Origin of the sequence: uncultured Victivallis sp. (assembly GCA_944389935.1) — a bacterium.
In the GTDB taxonomy this organism is placed as follows: Bacteria; Verrucomicrobiota; Lentisphaeria; order Victivallales; family Victivallaceae; genus Victivallis.
In genome coordinates, this window is sequence record CALXOE010000005.1 from 70,814 (window position 1) to 87,028 (window position 16,215).

At 59.4% G+C, this 16,215-nt stretch carries 13 protein-coding genes; 11 read left to right on the forward strand and 2 right to left on the reverse strand.

Going from position 1 to position 16,215, the window contains the following annotated elements:
• Nucleotide 1: 1 nt before the first annotated feature.
• Both pcnB and nadB read right to left on the reverse strand, forming a co-directional pair.
• Nucleotides 2–1,270, reverse strand: a complete 1,269-nt coding sequence (pcnB, locus tag Q0J85_RS02970) for a polynucleotide adenylyltransferase PcnB (protein WP_294478128.1) — start codon at nucleotides 1,268–1,270, stop codon at nucleotides 2–4.
• A 9-nt stretch (nucleotides 1,271–1,279) separates the two neighbouring features.
• On the reverse strand, nucleotides 1,280–2,932 hold the full coding sequence (gene nadB / locus Q0J85_RS02975; RefSeq protein WP_294478129.1) for an L-aspartate oxidase: 1,653 nt from the start codon (nucleotides 2,930–2,932) through the stop codon (nucleotides 1,280–1,282).
• 165 nt (nucleotides 2,933–3,097) lie between these two features.
• Here nadB and lnt point away from each other — a divergent pair, with 165 nt between their 5' ends.
• From lnt to Q0J85_RS03030, 11 genes are all read left to right on the forward strand, one after another.
• Nucleotides 3,098–4,870, forward strand: a complete 1,773-nt coding sequence (lnt, locus tag Q0J85_RS02980; protein WP_294478130.1) for an apolipoprotein N-acyltransferase — start codon at nucleotides 3,098–3,100, stop codon at nucleotides 4,868–4,870.
• Nucleotides 4,871–4,872: 2 nt separating this feature from the next.
• Nucleotides 4,873–5,730, forward strand: coding sequence for a DUF89 domain-containing protein (locus Q0J85_RS02985; protein ID WP_294478131.1), 858 nt, complete (start codon nucleotides 4,873–4,875; stop codon nucleotides 5,728–5,730).
• 3 nt (nucleotides 5,731–5,733) lie between these two features.
• Nucleotides 5,734–6,600 (forward strand): S1-like domain-containing RNA-binding protein, encoded by an 867-nt coding sequence (locus tag Q0J85_RS02990; RefSeq protein ID WP_294478132.1) that lies wholly within the window; start codon nucleotides 5,734–5,736, stop codon nucleotides 6,598–6,600.
• Nucleotides 6,597–7,139: a DUF2059 domain-containing protein gene (locus Q0J85_RS02995; protein ID WP_294478133.1), complete on the forward strand. Its 543-nt coding sequence runs from the start codon at nucleotides 6,597–6,599 to the stop codon at nucleotides 7,137–7,139. Before Q0J85_RS02990 ends, Q0J85_RS02995 begins: the two co-directional genes overlap by 4 nt.
• Before the next feature lie 16 nt (nucleotides 7,140–7,155).
• Nucleotides 7,156–7,455, forward strand: coding sequence for a putative quinol monooxygenase (locus Q0J85_RS03000; RefSeq protein WP_294478134.1), 300 nt, complete (start codon nucleotides 7,156–7,158; stop codon nucleotides 7,453–7,455).
• Between the two features lie 104 nt (nucleotides 7,456–7,559).
• Nucleotides 7,560–8,174: a DUF3793 family protein gene (locus Q0J85_RS03005; protein WP_294478135.1), complete on the forward strand. Its 615-nt coding sequence runs from the start codon at nucleotides 7,560–7,562 to the stop codon at nucleotides 8,172–8,174.
• A gap of 37 nt (nucleotides 8,175–8,211) precedes the next feature.
• Complete coding sequence (locus Q0J85_RS03010) at nucleotides 8,212–8,706, forward strand: flavodoxin (protein WP_294478136.1); 495 nt, start codon at nucleotides 8,212–8,214, stop codon at nucleotides 8,704–8,706.
• Between the two features lie 400 nt (nucleotides 8,707–9,106).
• Entirely contained in the window at nucleotides 9,107–10,414 is a 1,308-nt protein-coding gene (locus Q0J85_RS03015) for an MFS transporter (protein WP_294478137.1), read from the forward strand.
• Between the two features lie 145 nt (nucleotides 10,415–10,559).
• Nucleotides 10,560–11,591: a LacI family DNA-binding transcriptional regulator gene (locus Q0J85_RS03020; RefSeq protein WP_294478138.1), complete on the forward strand. Its 1,032-nt coding sequence runs from the start codon at nucleotides 10,560–10,562 to the stop codon at nucleotides 11,589–11,591.
• Nucleotides 11,592–11,594: 3 nt separating this feature from the next.
• A complete protein-coding gene (locus Q0J85_RS03025) occupies nucleotides 11,595–15,368 on the forward strand; it encodes a discoidin domain-containing protein (protein WP_294478139.1) in 3,774 nt (1,257 codons plus the stop codon).
• 43 nt (nucleotides 15,369–15,411) lie between these two features.
• Entirely contained in the window at nucleotides 15,412–16,191 is a 780-nt protein-coding gene (locus tag Q0J85_RS03030) for a prepilin-type N-terminal cleavage/methylation domain-containing protein (RefSeq protein WP_294478140.1), read from the forward strand.
• Nucleotides 16,192–16,215 lie beyond the last annotated feature (24 nt).

Genomic DNA, 16,215 nt, shown 5'->3' on the forward strand with positions numbered 1-16,215 from the left:
GTCACTCCCCTCGATTCTTTTCGTGTCCCCGACCGGAGCGGCGTCCGCGCCGGCGGCGTTTCGGCCCGTCTCCGCCGTTGTCGCTCCGCTCCCGCTTCGATCCGGAACGGCGGCGTGCCGAAGCCGGCGGCCACTGCCGTTCGATTTCCGCCGTGTCTTCCTCCGCGACCGCAGTGCGGATCAACAGCAGCTCGCGGCTGTGCGGATAGGATTTCGCCTCCACAAGTTTCTCTTTCGACTGTGCGTCGCCGAAGAGCGGCTGCAGAATCAACACCCGCTCCGCCGAAAGCGTCATGCGGTTCATCATCGTCTGGGGCTTGAAGAGCGTATCGAGCACGCCACGGATCGCGGCGGTCGAATCCGGACCCGGTTTCCACAAGTTGCCGGGTTGCGCGCCGCACTCCTTTTCGACGAACGGCAGCGCCAGAGTCGCCATCGCCAGAGAAACGCTGTTGCGGTAGAGCCCCTCGCGCACCCGGCAGTTGCGCTCGTTGAGCAGATTCAGCGCATAATCCCCGTGCGGCGTATCCCACGCCCGGTTGAGTTCCGGCAGAAAATAGGGCAGAAGCCCGTAATCATGGAACGCCTGAAAATGTTTGTCGCCATAGGAACTTGCAAGAATTTTCTCCAGTTCCAAGGCGAGGCGCGACGGCGAAGCGACCCGGATCAGTTCCAGATGGGAGAACAGCGCGTTCTCCGTCGCCGAATCCATCGTAAAATCGTATTGTCCGATGAGTTTCAGCGCGCGCAGCATGCGCACCGGGTCCTCTTCAAAGCGGAGTCCGGGGTTGCCGATCGCCCGCACCACCCGGTTCCGGATATCCTCCACCCCCTGCCCGGTGAAGTCGATGAGCTCGTTTTTGACCGGATCGAAGAAGAGCGCGTTGACGGTGAAGTCCCGCCGCCACGCATCCTCCTCCGCCGTGCCGAACGAGTTGTCCGAAAGGATCAGATTCTCCGGCAGATCCTTTTTCGCATTCGCGCCGCTGTGCGCGGGCGCCTGGCGGAATGTGCTCACCTCGAACAGCTCTCCGCACCAGGTCACATGCACAAGCCGGAATCGTTTCCCGATGATCCGGGCGGAACGACGCCCGAAGACCGCGCGCACCTCCTCCGGCGTGGCCGAGGTCGAGATGTCGAAGTCTTTCGGCTGTCTCCCCAGCAGCAGATCGCGGATCGCGCCGCCGACAATGTAAGATTCATAACCCGCCTCCTGCAACTCCGAAATCAGGTCGACGACATGAGCGGGCACCGGTAATTCATGTTTCATGGCAGACAATCACAGCTTCCGTTGAATGACCGTATCCACGCACTCCAATTCCGGATCTTTGTAGGGATAATCGGCGTTATAATGAAGCCCGCGGCTCTCGTGCCGCTGCAGCGAACAGTCGATGATGAGTTCCGCCACCGTCGCGATGTTGCGCAGTTCCACAAGGTCGGCGGTCACGATGAAATCCCAGTAATACTTTTCGATCTCCTTTCGGATCAATTTGATGCGGTTTTTCGCACGCTCGAGCCGCTTGTTCGTCCGATAGATGCCGACGTAGTCCCACATGAAGCGGCGGATCTCATCCCAGTTGTGGGTGATGACGACCTGTTCGTCGGAATCGGTCGCGTTGCCGGTCGTCCAGTTCAGCGCGCTCTCGGCGGTCGGACGTCCCGCGAGGAACATCGGATACTTCCGGTCGATCTCCCTCGCGGAGAATTTCGAGACCACGAGCGCCTCGAGCAGGCTGTTGCTCGCGAGGCGGTTCGCCCCGTGCAGCCCCGTGCAGCCGGACTCCCCGACCGCGTAGAGCCCTTGAATGCTCGACTCGCCGTTCACGTCGGTCTTGATTCCGCCGCAGACGAAGTGGGCCGCCGGAACCACCGGGATCAGGTCTTTCGCCATGTTGATCCCCGCCTCGAGACACTTCGCGAAAATGTTCGGGAAACGACGCCGCAGCGTCTCCTCGTCGAGATGGCGGATGTCGAGGTAGACACACTCCTCCCCGGTGCGTTTCATCTCCGAATCGATCGCGCGCGCCACAACGTCGCGCGGCGCGAGGCTCTTCATCGGGTGATACTTCTGCATGAACTCGACCGGCTCGGAGTCACGCGAATCGCGGCATTTGAGAACCGCGCCCTCGCCGCGCAGCGCCTCGCTGATGAGGAACGACCGGATCGTCGGATGATAGAGGATCGTCGGATGGAACTGGATGAACTCCATATTCGCGATCTTCGCCCCGGCCCGGTAAGCCATCGCCACCCCGGACCCGCACGCGACGTCCGGGTTGCTCGTGTACAAATAGACCTTTCCCGCTCCGCCGCAGGCGATCGTGGTCGAAGCCGAGAGGAACGTCACGATGTTGCCGTTCTTCACGTCGAGCACATACGCGCCGAAACAGCGGTTCGGCCCGCCGAAATTGAGCCGCGAACTCACCACAAGATCGATCGCGACATGATATTCGAACACCTTGATGTTCGGCTTCGACCGAACCGCTTCGATCATCACGCGCTCGAGCTCCGCGCCGGTGATGTCTCCGGCGTGCAGAATGCGCCGTTTGTGGTGGCCGCCCTCGCGGCCGAGGTCATACTCCTGAGGCTCCTCGGTATAGCCGAGGTCGCCGCGGGTCGTGAACTTCGCGCCGAGTTCGATGAGCTCCCGGATCGCCTCCGGCCCCGCCTCGACGATCGCGCGCACGGCGCCGACGTCGCAGAGGCCGGCCCCGGCCTCGAGCGTATCTTTCACATGTTCCTCGAACGAGTCGAGACTGTCCATCACGCAGGCGACACCGCCCTGCGCCAGACGGCTGTTGCACTCGTAAATCTCCCGCTTGGTCACGACTGCCACGCTGCGACCGGATTCGGCCAGATGCAGCGCGCTCGACAGTCCGGCCAGCCCGCTGCCGATCACCAGATGATCGAATTCCTGAATCTCTGCGATTTTCATGATCTTTCCTGCAAACCTGTAAACCGGACTCCCCCTTTTCAGAGGGCGGAACCGGCCGTTGACTCCTCATTTCACAAGATAAATCCGGAGGAGCTTTTGAATTTATCCACAAAGCAGTGTAAATTACACCAGATCCACGTTTCTGTCAATGGGAATCGTTCCGAAATGTTGTATTTACGCAAGTTTTTTTCCGGAGGACCGGACACTTCGGCGGAAAAAGAGCCGAATGAAATCCGCCGGGCGGCCCTCCGTTACCGGCTGCTCGACCTGCTCGGCTGTTTTCTGGGGGGCGTCTGCTTCGCGGCGGCGCTGCCGCCTCTGAACTGGAATGTTCTCGCGCTCATCGCACTTGCGCCGGTGACGGCGGTCGCGTGCCGGTCGCGCTGGAAATTCGCGGCGCTGTGCGGTTATGCCTGGGGATTCGGCTGGTCGCTCTTCGCGTTCCGCTTCCTGCGGGAGATCGAGCCGGTGATCCCGTTCCTCATGCCGTGGGCGATCTCGCTCTGGCCGGCGCTCTGGAGCGCACTCCTGCCGTTTCTCTGGCGGAACACGGTGTTTCCGGTCGCGGTGGAGCTCGAGGGGTTCGATTCACGCATGCGGTTCCTCGGATCGGCCGCGGCGTTCGGGCGGCTGCTCGGATTCGCCGCCGCGTCCGCCGCGCTCTACACGCTCATCGAATGGACGCGCTCGCGACTCTTTCCGTGGAACGATCTCTCGGTTACGATGTGGCGCGATCTGCCGCTCATTCAGTTCGCCTCGTTCACGGGGCACTTCGGAATCATGTTCGCAACCGCTTTCTTCGGAACGGCGGTCGGAACGGCGGCGGCGACCCGCTTCCGGATGCCGGGGAAAAAGCTCCTGCTCTTCGCGGCGGCCTGCTTCGCGCTGCTGCACGCGGCGGGCTTCGCGCTCTACCTGCGCCGCGCGGAAACGGCCGGGAAACAGCCGGCGAACTGGTTTCCGGCGGTGCTGCAGGGAGATATTTCCCAGCGGCGCAACGCGGACATCGGAGAGGCCCGGGAGGCGCTCGAAGTTTACCTCACCCTCTCGCGGGAAGCGATGACGGCCGACCCGAAACCGGATCTCGTGATCTGGCCCGAATCGGCGGTACCGGTGCCGTTCCGCGCGGCACATCCTGTTTCAACGCTGTTCCGGACCGGAATCCGGATGCTCACGTATGCGTACCATGTACCGATGCTGATCGGAGCGATCGACTTCCAGGATCCGCTCCCGGTCGACGGACGCGACCTCAAGGTCACCAACAGCGCGCTCCACTTCGACGAAACCGGGAAACTGCGCCGCAAATACGACAAGATTCACCGCGTCCCGTTCGGCGAGTATGTGCCGTTCCGGGCGTTTCTGCCCGAATTCGTCATCCGGCGGATCGACATGAACCGCGACCTCGCTCCCGGGACCGATTTCGACCCGGTTCCGCTCGGGAAAAACGTGCGCGCCGGAGTGGCGATCTGTTACGAGGGAATCTTCAGTTATCTCACCCGCGCATTCGCACTGCGCGGAGCGAATGTCCTCGTCGTGATCTCGAACGATGCGTGGTATCCGACCAGCAGCGAACCCGAGCAGCATCTGGCCAACGCGGTCATGCGCGCAGTCGAAACGGGGCTGCCGATGGTGCGGTGCGGCAACAACGGCGGATCTCTCGTCGTCCTGCCGACCGGCGAAATCACGCAGATCCTCGAAGTTCCCGGCCCGGAAAAGCGGCTCGAACTCCGGCGCGGACGCGGCTTCCGGAAACTTGCGGTCCACGTTCCGGATCACCCCGCCCCGACGTTCTTCGTCCGGTTCGGGGAGTGGATTCTGCTCGTGCTCGCGATCGGCTGTGCGGCATGGTGGGGTCTGGCCGTGCGCAGCTTCGTTGCGCGGAAGCGGTTTTTCCGGCAGAAGCTCGATGCCGCCGGCACTTCGGAGGGGGAGGCGTAACGATGCGTGTTCAAGTTGACTGTTACCCGTGCATTCTCTCGCAGCTCTCGGAGCTCGCGAAAGAGGCCGCCCCGGACGCCTCCGGCCAGCACGCGATCGTGAAACGGCTGCTGGAACTCGTGATCAAAGCGGATGAGACAACGACTCCGCCCGAATTCGCCGCGATGTTCCACTCCCTCATGACGGAACTCACCGGAGTGGGCGACCCGCTGCGCGAAATCAAGGACCGCTCGACCGAACTCGGGCTCGCACTGCTGCCGGAACTGCAGCAGATGGTGCGACAGGCTCCCGATCCGTTCGAGGCGGCCGTGCGGTTCGCCATCGGCGGAAACATCATCGACTACGGCGTGAATCCGAACTTCGATCTGCACGAGGCCGAGTCGAAGATCCGGGAGGTGCTCGATCTGCCGTTCGACCGCGAACTCTGCGCGGAATTCAAACGCCGCCTCGACGCGGCCGGATCGATCTTCTACATGCTCGACAACTGCGGGGAAGCGGTCATCGACCGGCTGCTCATCGAACCATATCGAGACAAAATCACCGTCGGCGTGCGCGGGAAACCGATCCTGAACGACGTGACCCGCCGCGAAGCGGCGCTCTCCGGAATCACGGGAGTGCCGATCGTCGACACGGGCGACTGCGCGCCCGGCGTCTCACTGCGCCGCAGCAGGCCTGAACTCCTCGAGGCGATGCAGAAAGCGGATGTGGTCATCTCGAAGGGTCAGGGCAACTTCGAGTCGCTCGACGAAGAGTTTACGGCGCGTCCGATCTTCTTCCTGCTGCGCGTCAAGTGCGCCGTCGTATCGCGGCGGGTCGCAAGTCCCCTCGGAGCGATCAAAATCATCGGAAAGAATCTGTGAACCATGCTGCCCATTGGAAAAATCTGTCAGCTCGTCGCCGAACGGAGAACCGATTCCGGATTCTACCTCTCCGACGGGCGCAATCACCGGGAAACAGTCCTGCTGCCGAATAAATTCGTTCCTCCCGATCTCGAACCGGGGAACGAGATCGAAGTGTTTCTGCTGCGCGACTCCGAGGACCGCCCCGTCGCCACCACCCGGAAGCCGAAAGGCGAAGCCGGAACGTTCGCACTGCTGCGTGTGAAAGAGGTCACGAAGATCGGGGCCTTTCTCGACTGGGGAATGGACAAGGATCTGCTCCTGCCGTTCCGCGAACAGCCGCAGCGGGTCTCCCCGGGGGAAGAGTGTCTTGTGCGGATCTACGTCGATCCGAAAACCGGGCGGATCGCCGCCTCGCGCCGCCTCGGGCGCTTCTGCAGGGGCGACGTATCGGAACTCAAACCGGATCAGGAGGTTCGCGTGACGGTCTGGGAGAAGATCCGCCTCGGCTGGCGCGTACTCGTCGATGAGAAATACATCGGGATTCTCTACTTCAACGAGCTCTTCCGGCCCGTCGCGCCCGGCGATCGGCTGACCGGATACGTCCACGCGATCCGACCCGGCGAAAACCGGGTCGACGTCCGGCTGCGGCGGGACGGATTCCGCGGGGTCGTCGCCGAAAAACCGGCCGTTCTCGACAAACTGCGCGAAGCGGGAGGATTTCTGCCGCTCACATCCAGAAGCAGCCTGGAGGAGATCCGGCAATATTTTCCGTTCAGCAAACGTGTGTTCAAACAGCTCATCGGCATGCTCTACAAGGAGCGTGAAATCGTGATTACCGACGACGGAATCCGGCTGGCCGGTGAGCCGGGAAAGGAGAAAAAACCATGAAATTCCGCCCGCTGTTTTCCATTGTCGCACTCGGCGCGGCTCTCGGCTGGAGCGCCGCGGCGGCCGATGAGCCGTCCACCCGCGTACTGCGACCGGAAGAGCGAATGCTCGCCTGTACGCTGCTCGAGGTTGCAGGGACGCCCCGTACGATGGAGCTGACGCTGCAGAACAGCCTCGACGCCCAGCTTCAGAGCAATCCGCAGCTGCTTCCGTTCCGTCATGTATTCGAGTCCTATCTGCGCCGGACGATCTCCTATGAAGCGCAGAAAGAGGAGCTCGCCAGAACCTATCTCGAACTCTACACACTCGACGAGATCCGCGAACTGATCCGTTTCTATCAAACCCCCATCGGGCGCAAAAAAGCGGCTGCGGACGCGAAAATCTCCGTCGCACTCGCGGAGGTCACCCGCCGGAAGATGGCGGAGAATCTGCCGCAGTTTCAACAGCAACTTCAGCAGGAGATGCAGAAACAACAGCTTCTGCAGCAACCGGGACAAGCTCCCGCCGGCCCGGTGATCCCCTCCCCCGAACAACCTTAACCCAAAGGAATCCAACATGTTCAAACTCATCGTCACCGTCCCGGTCCGCTCCGAAAAAGCCGAAGCATTCGAGGAGATGGTCAAGCCCCTCATCGAAAACTCCCGGAAAGAATCCGGCAACATCAGTTACGACATTTATCCGGATGTTCTTCATCCGAACTGGTATCTCATCCTCGAAACCTGGGAGAGCGACGACGCGCTGCAGATCCACAACCGGACCGCGCACTACCTCGCCTTTGCCGAAAGCATCAACGAGTATCTCGACGGAAAACTCACCCTGCACCGGATCGAACCGGAAAAACTTAGACTTTTCTAATTTTTCCTCTTGACATCTTCCGCCACGCATCTATATTGTGATGTGTGGCTTTTTTATTTACACAGGAAATTAGACAAAACTAACAAAAAAAAGGAAGAGCCGAAATGGAGCGATTGCCGAACTGTCCGGAGACATGCCGGTTGATCCGGCACCTGGTCATAAAACTTGCGCCGGTGATTCTCGGGGAGAAACCGGCGGGGCTGCTGCGGCTGACGAACTGCCGCCGCCTGGCCGGCGGAAAGCAGTTTGATCTGTTCTGCGCCAGGCAGCGGGAAATTCTCGCGGCGCTGCGGCTCGAATGCCGGATATTGAGGCGGAACAGCAGAAACCTAGTCGTGCTGTTTTTCCGGCAGGAAATTCTCGCAGCGCATCTGGCACGGCCCGAGACGGCGGAGTTTCTGCGGGAGCGCAACTACATCCCCGGCGCGGAACTCACGGAGCTGGCCTGCCGCTGCGAAGATTCAACGGGAGAATTTCCGCATGAAATCGGTATATTTCTCGGGTATCCGCTCAAAGACGTGCGCGGCTTTCTTGAAAACCCTGCGGACTGCCTGACTCTGCCGCACGGGCTCTGGCGGGTAGCGGGCGATCCGGCAGAATCACTTGAAATCATGGCGCGCTACCGGCGCGCGGAACACTCAATCCGAATCATTCTCGACAGCGGGGAGCCGCTTGCCGCCTCCCTGCGCAAAATTCACAATACCGCCCGGGCGGCATGACGTACGCGGACGGTCAACAGAAAGGGGGAGACATCCCATGGGCAAAACAATTAAAATCATCTACGGTTCAAGTACCGGCAACACCAGACGCGCGGCGGAAGCCATAGCGGCGAAACTCGGCGGGGAAGTGATCAACGTTGCGGAAGCCGGGCCGGACGATTTTAAGGCGGATCTTCTGATTCTCGGCACCTCCACCTGGGGGTGCGGCGAACTTCAGGACGACTGGCAGAACGCACTGCCGATGCTGGAATCTGCCGATCTCTCCGGAACTCCGGTTGCACTCTTCGGGCTCGGCGACTCGGTTGGGTTCTCCGATACTTTCGTAAACGGAATGGCGGAAATCGCCGACAAAGCCGTCGCCGCCGGCGGCAGGCTCATCGGGAAATGGAGCAGCGAAACGTATTCCCATACCGGCTCGACCGCCGAGGAAAACGGCTTCTTCGTCGGACTCGCCCTGGACGAAGACAATGAACCGGGAGAAACGGACGGACGCATCAATCAATGGTGCGCCCGGCTCGCAGACGAGCTCTGACCCGGCGGAGCAACAGAGGCGGATGGCCGGAACGGGTTCAGCCGCCTCTGTGTTTTCATTTCCTCCGGATGCTGTTTACTCTCCGCGCTTGGCGCGCTTTTCCGCGCGTTTCTCTTTCAGGGTCTTGGACGCGGGTTTCCTGGCATCTTTTTTGACATCGTGGCTCTTGCTCATCAACGGCCTCCTTTCCTGATTTGCTGAAACAGCACAGTTTACTGTATCACGGGGAACGACAATGTCAAGCTCCGCGCGGGAAAAACGGAAAAAAAGAGTTTTTCCTGTGGTAATTGACGCGGCAGAGAGTATATTATCACACAAACCGGCAGGCGCGGTGCTTTCCGGGGCAACAGGAACAGCTACTCATGCGGAATCGAGCCGGAAGTACCGGAGGCGGACAAAAATGATCCGGGAACAACCGCTGACACCGGCTCAGCGCCGGGAGTCGCAGCGTAATTACAATCTCTTCAACCTCATCAACGGGCTCTCCTACATGTGCCTCGGGGAGACGGTGCTGATTCTGCTCGCGGTGCGGCTCGGCTGCCCGGATTACATCGTTTCGGCTCTGGGAGCGATGCTTTACTTCGGCTATCTGCTTCTGCCGCTCGGAAAGATCGTCACGGCCCGGACCGGCGCCGCCCGCAGCCAGTCGATCTTCTGGATTGCGCGGAACATCGCGGCGCTGCTTGTGGCAGGTTCGGCGCTCGTATGTATCTCGGGATTCCGGACGACGGCGATGGGGATGCTGCTCACGGGAGCTTTTTTCTTCTACGGCTTCCGTGCGGCGGGAGTCGTCATGTCGCAGCCGCTTATCGGAAACATCACGACCGATGCGGATCGCGGCAGAGTAATCGGAGTCAGCACCGGTCTCTTCTACGTCTCCTGCCTCGTTGCGCTCATCACCATCAGTCTGCTTCTGAAATTCAGCGACAGCCTCGGGATGTTGACCGGAATCATCGTCGCCGGGGCGCTGTGCGGGTTCACCTCATCGCGCTTCATCAACCGGATCGATGAAACCGAGGGAATCCGCGACTCGGCCCGGAAACCGATCGCCGGAGAGTTCCGCAAGGTCCTGCGCGACCGCAAGCTGCTGCGGCTGCTCGCAGCGGGCTTCTGCGTCAATCTGGCGGTCATCATGCTGATTCCGATTTCGATGCTCGCGCTGAAGCGCGGCTGCGGGGTCAGCGACACGGGAGCATTGCTCTATGCGCTCGCGCAATTCGGGGCGAGCGCGGCGGCGTCGTTTCTCTCCGGCAAGGTCGCCAACACGATCGGACCGCGCAAAACGATGCTGTACGCCTATATCCTGATGCTCGGGATCGGCCTGCTCTGGCTTCTCGCCCCGGCACAATTCACGCCGGGTTATCTGATCATCCCGTTCCTGCTGGCCGGAAGCATGAACCTCGGGACGACGAATTCGGTGACCCACTATTTTCTCCAGACCGTGCCGGAAGAGCGGCGCGTGGCAAGTTCCATGTTCATCGCGGTCATCAACGGCGCCGGTGCCGGAATCGCCGGAATGACCGTGACCGGGGTACTGCTCGATCTCTGCGCCGGTTTTGCTCCGGAGGGAAATCCGCTGTATGGTTACCGGATCTACTTCGCCGTCGCGACGATTCTGCTCTCGGTCGGGATCTGGGTCATCGCCCGTCTCCGGCCTCTTCCGCTTGAAAAGCGCAGAATCAAAAAGAGCTGGAACGATACCGTCTGAACTCCCGCGTCTCCACGTCTTGTGCGGCTGTCGCCCTTCGGGGAAATTTTTTTTCGAAAATAAATTTTTCTCCTCTTGCTTTTCGGGTTGATTTGTGTCATAATTAATTTACGAAAATAAATTATGACGGGAGAGATTCCGAAAAATGGCAAGACACAAAAAAGAGATCAACATCAAACTTGTGGCGGAGGAGGCCGGGGTTTCGCTTGCGACGGTATCGCGGGTCATCAACAACCGGACGGACGTGAGCGAGGCGATGCGCCGGCGGGTTTCGGCGGTGGTGGAGAAGTTCAACTTCGCGCCGACGAAAGGGAGTGAGCGGAGATTCAACATCGGGATCATCGTGGTGATGGACTCGTCGCTCGTGAACGAATACATTTCGCAGGTGCTCGACGGGGTGGCGGATTACAGTGACGACGGGCTGCTGGACGTAACAGTGATCTTATACCGGATTGCGCCGGAGGCGAAGCCGCTGCTGCAGCTGATTCGCGAGCGCAGATGCGACGCGGTGGTGCTGTTTCCGCCGGAACGGGTGACCGATCAGCTTCCGCAGCTGATTGAAGCGGAAATCCCGACCATGCTGGTCAACGGCGAGCAGAGTGCGCCGAAGATGGGATTTCTGAACAACGAATCGTATTCCGGAGCGGTCAAGGCGATGGAATATCTGGCCGGCTGCGGCCACCGGAACATCGGATTTCTCTGTAACACACTTGAACACAACGGGAATCATCAGCAGCGGCTTCAGGCATATCAGGACATGATGAAACAAATCAATCCGGAGTACCGGAAAGCGTGGATCATCCCGCACCAGCCGACGCCGGAAACTTATGAGGCGGGCTACAATCAGTGCACCCAACTACTGCTGACCTGCCCGGAAATCACAGCGGTATTCTGCTCAAACGATGAAATGGCGATCGGGGCAATCAAGGCATGCTGGGATGCGAATCTGCGCGTACCGGAAGACATTTCCGTTATCGGATTCGACAACATTCTGCATGGCCGCTATCAGCATCCGGCTCTGACCACGGTAAAGCAGCCGCTGACGGAACTCGGATTCCTCGCGGTAAAATATCTGGATGAATTTCTGAAGAACCGGAGGAACAACCTGCCTTGCGATACACTGGAAACTGAATTGATCGTCCGTGACTCTGTCGCAGACATAACCAAAGGAAACTGAAACATGAGGAAATCAACCTTTCTGATCTCCGGAGCACTGCTCCTCACTTCCGCACTCTATGCGGGCGATTTTCTGCTGACGGACAACGAGCGCCCGGGATGGAAATCCAATACATTCCCCGCAGAGGAACCCCGCATCAAAACGGGAGCGACCTTGTCCCTCATCACAGAGGGAGAGTTCGGCTGCAGCCCGGAATTCATCAAGACCGCCGCCGCGCCGAACGGAACACACCGCGCACTTCTGGATGGGAGGCGCGGACCGGAGGGAGATTGCCAGGGATTCGGATCGTGGATGCCGAAAAACCGCGTCGAAAGTTTCATCATCGACCTTAAAAAACCGTATGACCTCACCAGGGTCACGGTCTGGGCACAGTTCAGCAAAAATCAGAAAAGCGGGCGGGTTGAGATTCTGGCGGGAACTGATGGAAAAAACTTCTCAGTGGTGGCGGACGGCGCATTTCCGGATGGACTCTCAACCGAACAGACACGTCTCGGCGCGCCTCTGGAACTGAGGTTTGAAAAACCGGTCCGGGCGCAGTATGTGCTGTTCCGGGTCAAAGTGCGGGACGGCTCGCCGCAGCAGATCATCTCGGAAGCCGCCATCTGGGGCAACGAGGCGGGAACGACGGAAGCCGCGGAAGCGATCACCGTCCAGCTCGCGCCGGAAGTGAAGATCGAAGAGAAGCTGTTGAGCGACAACCCCGCAGGCAGCGTATTTCCCGCCGACGGCAAACGAATTGCAACGGGAGCCACTCTTGAGTGGGTAACGGATGGTCCCTATGCCACAAAATCCGAAGAGATGCTCAAAACCGGCTCTCGTCCGAACGGAACGAACCGCGTATTGCTCGACGGACGGCGCGGAACCGACGGGACCTGCCAGGCGTTCGGCAACTGGGGCGGTCAATATTACGCAACTTTCACCATCGATCTTAAGGAAGCCTGTGTTGTCACCCGCGCAGCGATCTGGTCGCAACAAACGAAGATGCAGGGGTTTGAAACTTTCGAACTGCTGCTTTCAATGGATGGGACGAAATTCGTCTCGGTCGGCTCAGTGAAATGTCCCGACGGGTTGCTGAACCAGAAGGAAAAGCTCGGCGAAATGGTCGAGCTCAAGCTCGAGAAACCGGCGGCGGCGCGTTATGTGCAGTTCCGCGTGAAGAAACACCCCGCACGCATGCAGCTGATCCTTTCGGAAGCCGCGGTCTGGGGCATCCGGCTTCCCGAGGACGCGGACACAACCGCACTTCTGCCGGAAAACCAGCGGCCGGAAGTGACGCTGCGCGGAAACGGCATCGGATCCGGCGCGTTGAAACTCGACTGGAGCGGTTTCGGATCCGCCTCGCAGGTGAAGAAGTTCCGCCTCTACCGTTCCGACACACCGTTCACCAAAATCACAGCTCCGAACGTCGAACGCATCGGGAATTTCCCCGCGAACATCACAAGTTTCATCGTCTATCCACTGACGCCCGGTGAAAAAAAATATTACGGTGTCACCGCGCTCTACGAAGAAGGCGAATATCCGGTCGTAAAGCCATTCGCCTACGAACCTCCGGGGCCGATCGATGTGAAAACATTCGGAGATATGCTCGCAATCAATCACTACTGGGGCGGCGGCGGCGCGCGTCACGAAAGACGCACCAGGGAATGGGAGACGGTCGCCCTCGATCTGCTCTCCCAGACCCCGTTCAAGACGATCCGCTGGTGGGAGAGTTATCCTGAAATCGTGAAGATGTGCTATGACCGCGGCATCGCGGTAACCACTTTTTCCGGAAAACGCAACTACACCAATGGCGGCCAGCTGGGAATTCACCTTTACGGCGCCGGGAACGAACCGCACCTGCGCGGCATTCGCGGAGCGGAATACGTGAAAAAGGTGGAAGCCACGAATCGGGAACTGAAAGCGGCAATTCCCAACGCCCTGCTCTATGCGCCAACCGTCTGCCTTGACGGGCGGTCGCTGACTTTCCTCGAAGAGTTCTACGCCGCCGGAGCGAAAGAGCACTTCGATGTGCTCGACATCCACAACTACCTCGGCAACACAACCGAATTCGTCTATCCGCCGGGCTACCCCTCCGGCAGTCCCGAGGGATTGTTTGAACGGGTCAGCAAAATCCGCGCAATTATGGCGAAATACGGAGACGGAGACAAGCCGATGATCTCGACCGAATTCGGCTACACCGACTGCAACGTCGCCAATCCGGTCGGTGAAATGACGCCGGAACGCAAGGCGGCGTTTCTCGTGCGCGGACTGGTCATCCAGCATGTTCTCGGATTCCGCCGCGTCTTTGTCTACAGCTTCTGGGACGAGGGGCGCGACGAAAATTACACAGAGCACTCTTTCGGCATGCTCGATTACTACGGCCAGAAGAAACCCGCGTTCTATGCGTGCCAGGTGCTCGGGCGCGAACTCGGGCCATGCGTCTTTTCCGGAAAAATGAAAGGCTCCGACGAGGTGAACTTCGGCTACGTCTACCGGAATCCGGAGACGAACCGGTACATCACGATCGTGTGGAACGGCGCTTCCGAGATGACCGGGCGTTTCCGCACGCAGCCCGGTGCCGTCACCGTGGTTTCAATGATGGGGGAAACCAAGGAGATCCGGACCGCCGCGGACGGAACATTCCGTACGCTCTACGGCCCCGCCCCGGTCTATCTCGAAAGCGCCGCTCCGGTCGAGCTGACCAGAGCGGTCAAAGTCGAAGAACAGGCGGCTTCCGACCGCATTGGACTCAAACCCGACACCCCCGTGGTCGTAACCGGTGCGGGACATGCAGCCGAAATCGGCGCGACGCTGACGAATCCGACCGCCGAGCCGGTCGAAGTGAATCTTTCTCTCGAAACGCCCGACGGGGAAACGGTTGAGTCGAAGGTCATAACACTCGGCCCGAAAGCGGGCGAACATGCCGCACTCCCGGTTCCGGCCGCGGCGGGAAACATTCTCGACCGGTTTGAACTGGCGATCAGCTACGAGGGAAAATACGAAAGCAGCTCGGAAAAAGCGACGATATTTGTCCGCCGTCTCGCGGAAAAAACCGGCATCAACACCGCGAAGATGTACGGGTACGCCAATGACGTCTATGTGCTCTCCGACGACTCGCTCGAAGTGACCGTCGACCCGCAGCGCGGCGGCCGCATTCTCGAGATTTACGATCGTCACACCGGGAAAAATCAGATTACAGTACCCTACGATCGACTTGCGGGACTGCACAATATCGCATTTTACTACTGCATCTGGGATGAAGTGCGCGGCCCGCATGGATTCGGAATCGGGCGCAACACGCCATACCGCGTGAACGTACTTCCGGACGGGCTCGAACTTTCGGCGGAAAATCCCGGAAAACTCGCCGTCACGAAAAAAATCACGCTCGGCAACCGGGGAATACTGAATCTCGATGTGACGGTGAAAAACCTCAATGCCGCCCCGGTCAAATGCTCCTGGTACATGCACCCGGAGTACACGGTCGGCGGAGAGGCGGTCAGTCATTCGGACCTGCTGAAACTGCCGATCGGTGGCGGTGAGGTTGAGATTCCGTACTGGACGGGGCTCGGCGACCGCACCACGCCGGAGTTCACGGCCGGATACTGGGAACTTGTGAGCCCCTCGAAAAACTACCGGATCCGGCAGGAGTTTTCTCCGGATAAATTCCGCAAACCGCGTCTCTGGTTCGGAATCGGCTGCTGCAATTTTGAAATGGAGAGCAGCCGCGAGTTGATTCTCGCCCCCGGAGAAAGCTGGAACGGCACCCTGAAATGGATTTTCTCCCGGATGGACAACTGAAAAACACTTTCATTCAATACATTTACAGGAAAGGATTTGCAACATGAAAACGTCAAACTGTTCACCGGAATTCCGTCAGAAAAAAACGTCACTCCCGCATTGTTTCACACTCATCGAACTCCTCGTGGTGATAGCGATCATCGCCATTCTCGCCGCGATGCTGCTGCCTGCGCTGCAGCAGGCCAGAGAGCGCGGCAGAAACATCTCCTGCGTGAACAACCTCAAGCAACAGGGTTCCGAAGTCATGATGTACATCAATGATTACGATGGTTACATCGTCCCGGCCAAAACCCAGGGGCTGCCGCCCGGCCGGGGGGGGACGTACTGGAACCACAACTATGCGCGGCTGCTCGGGATTCTCTATCAGAGCCGGAGCATTGACGATCCGAACCGGTTCCGTCCCTCCACCTACAGCTGCCCCGCCAACAATGAAAAGTATGGTGAAAACGACTACTCCTGGTGGCAACGCGGGTATGGATTCAACGCCTATATTCAGACCGTCAACGGCGAAAAAAATGCCGGACTCATGGTTACGGTGGATGCGACAGACGGCATTCCGCATTCGGTTCCCCGGAAGATCAATGCGGTTCCGAGTCCGAGCGCGGTCATGGCGATCTGCGACATCCGCAATGACATTGTCTATTACAACAGCGGCTCGGTCAGGCCGACCAATGGCTACACCCGGCATGGGATGGGCGGCAACATCTGTTATCTCGACGGGCATGTCAAATCCCATACCGCCGCGGAGTACCAGAAGCGTCTTCTGAATTCAGACAGCAAACCGGAATCCGTCGCCTACTACAAACACACTGGAAATGATTGAAAGAGCGCTTATCATTCACCGCTC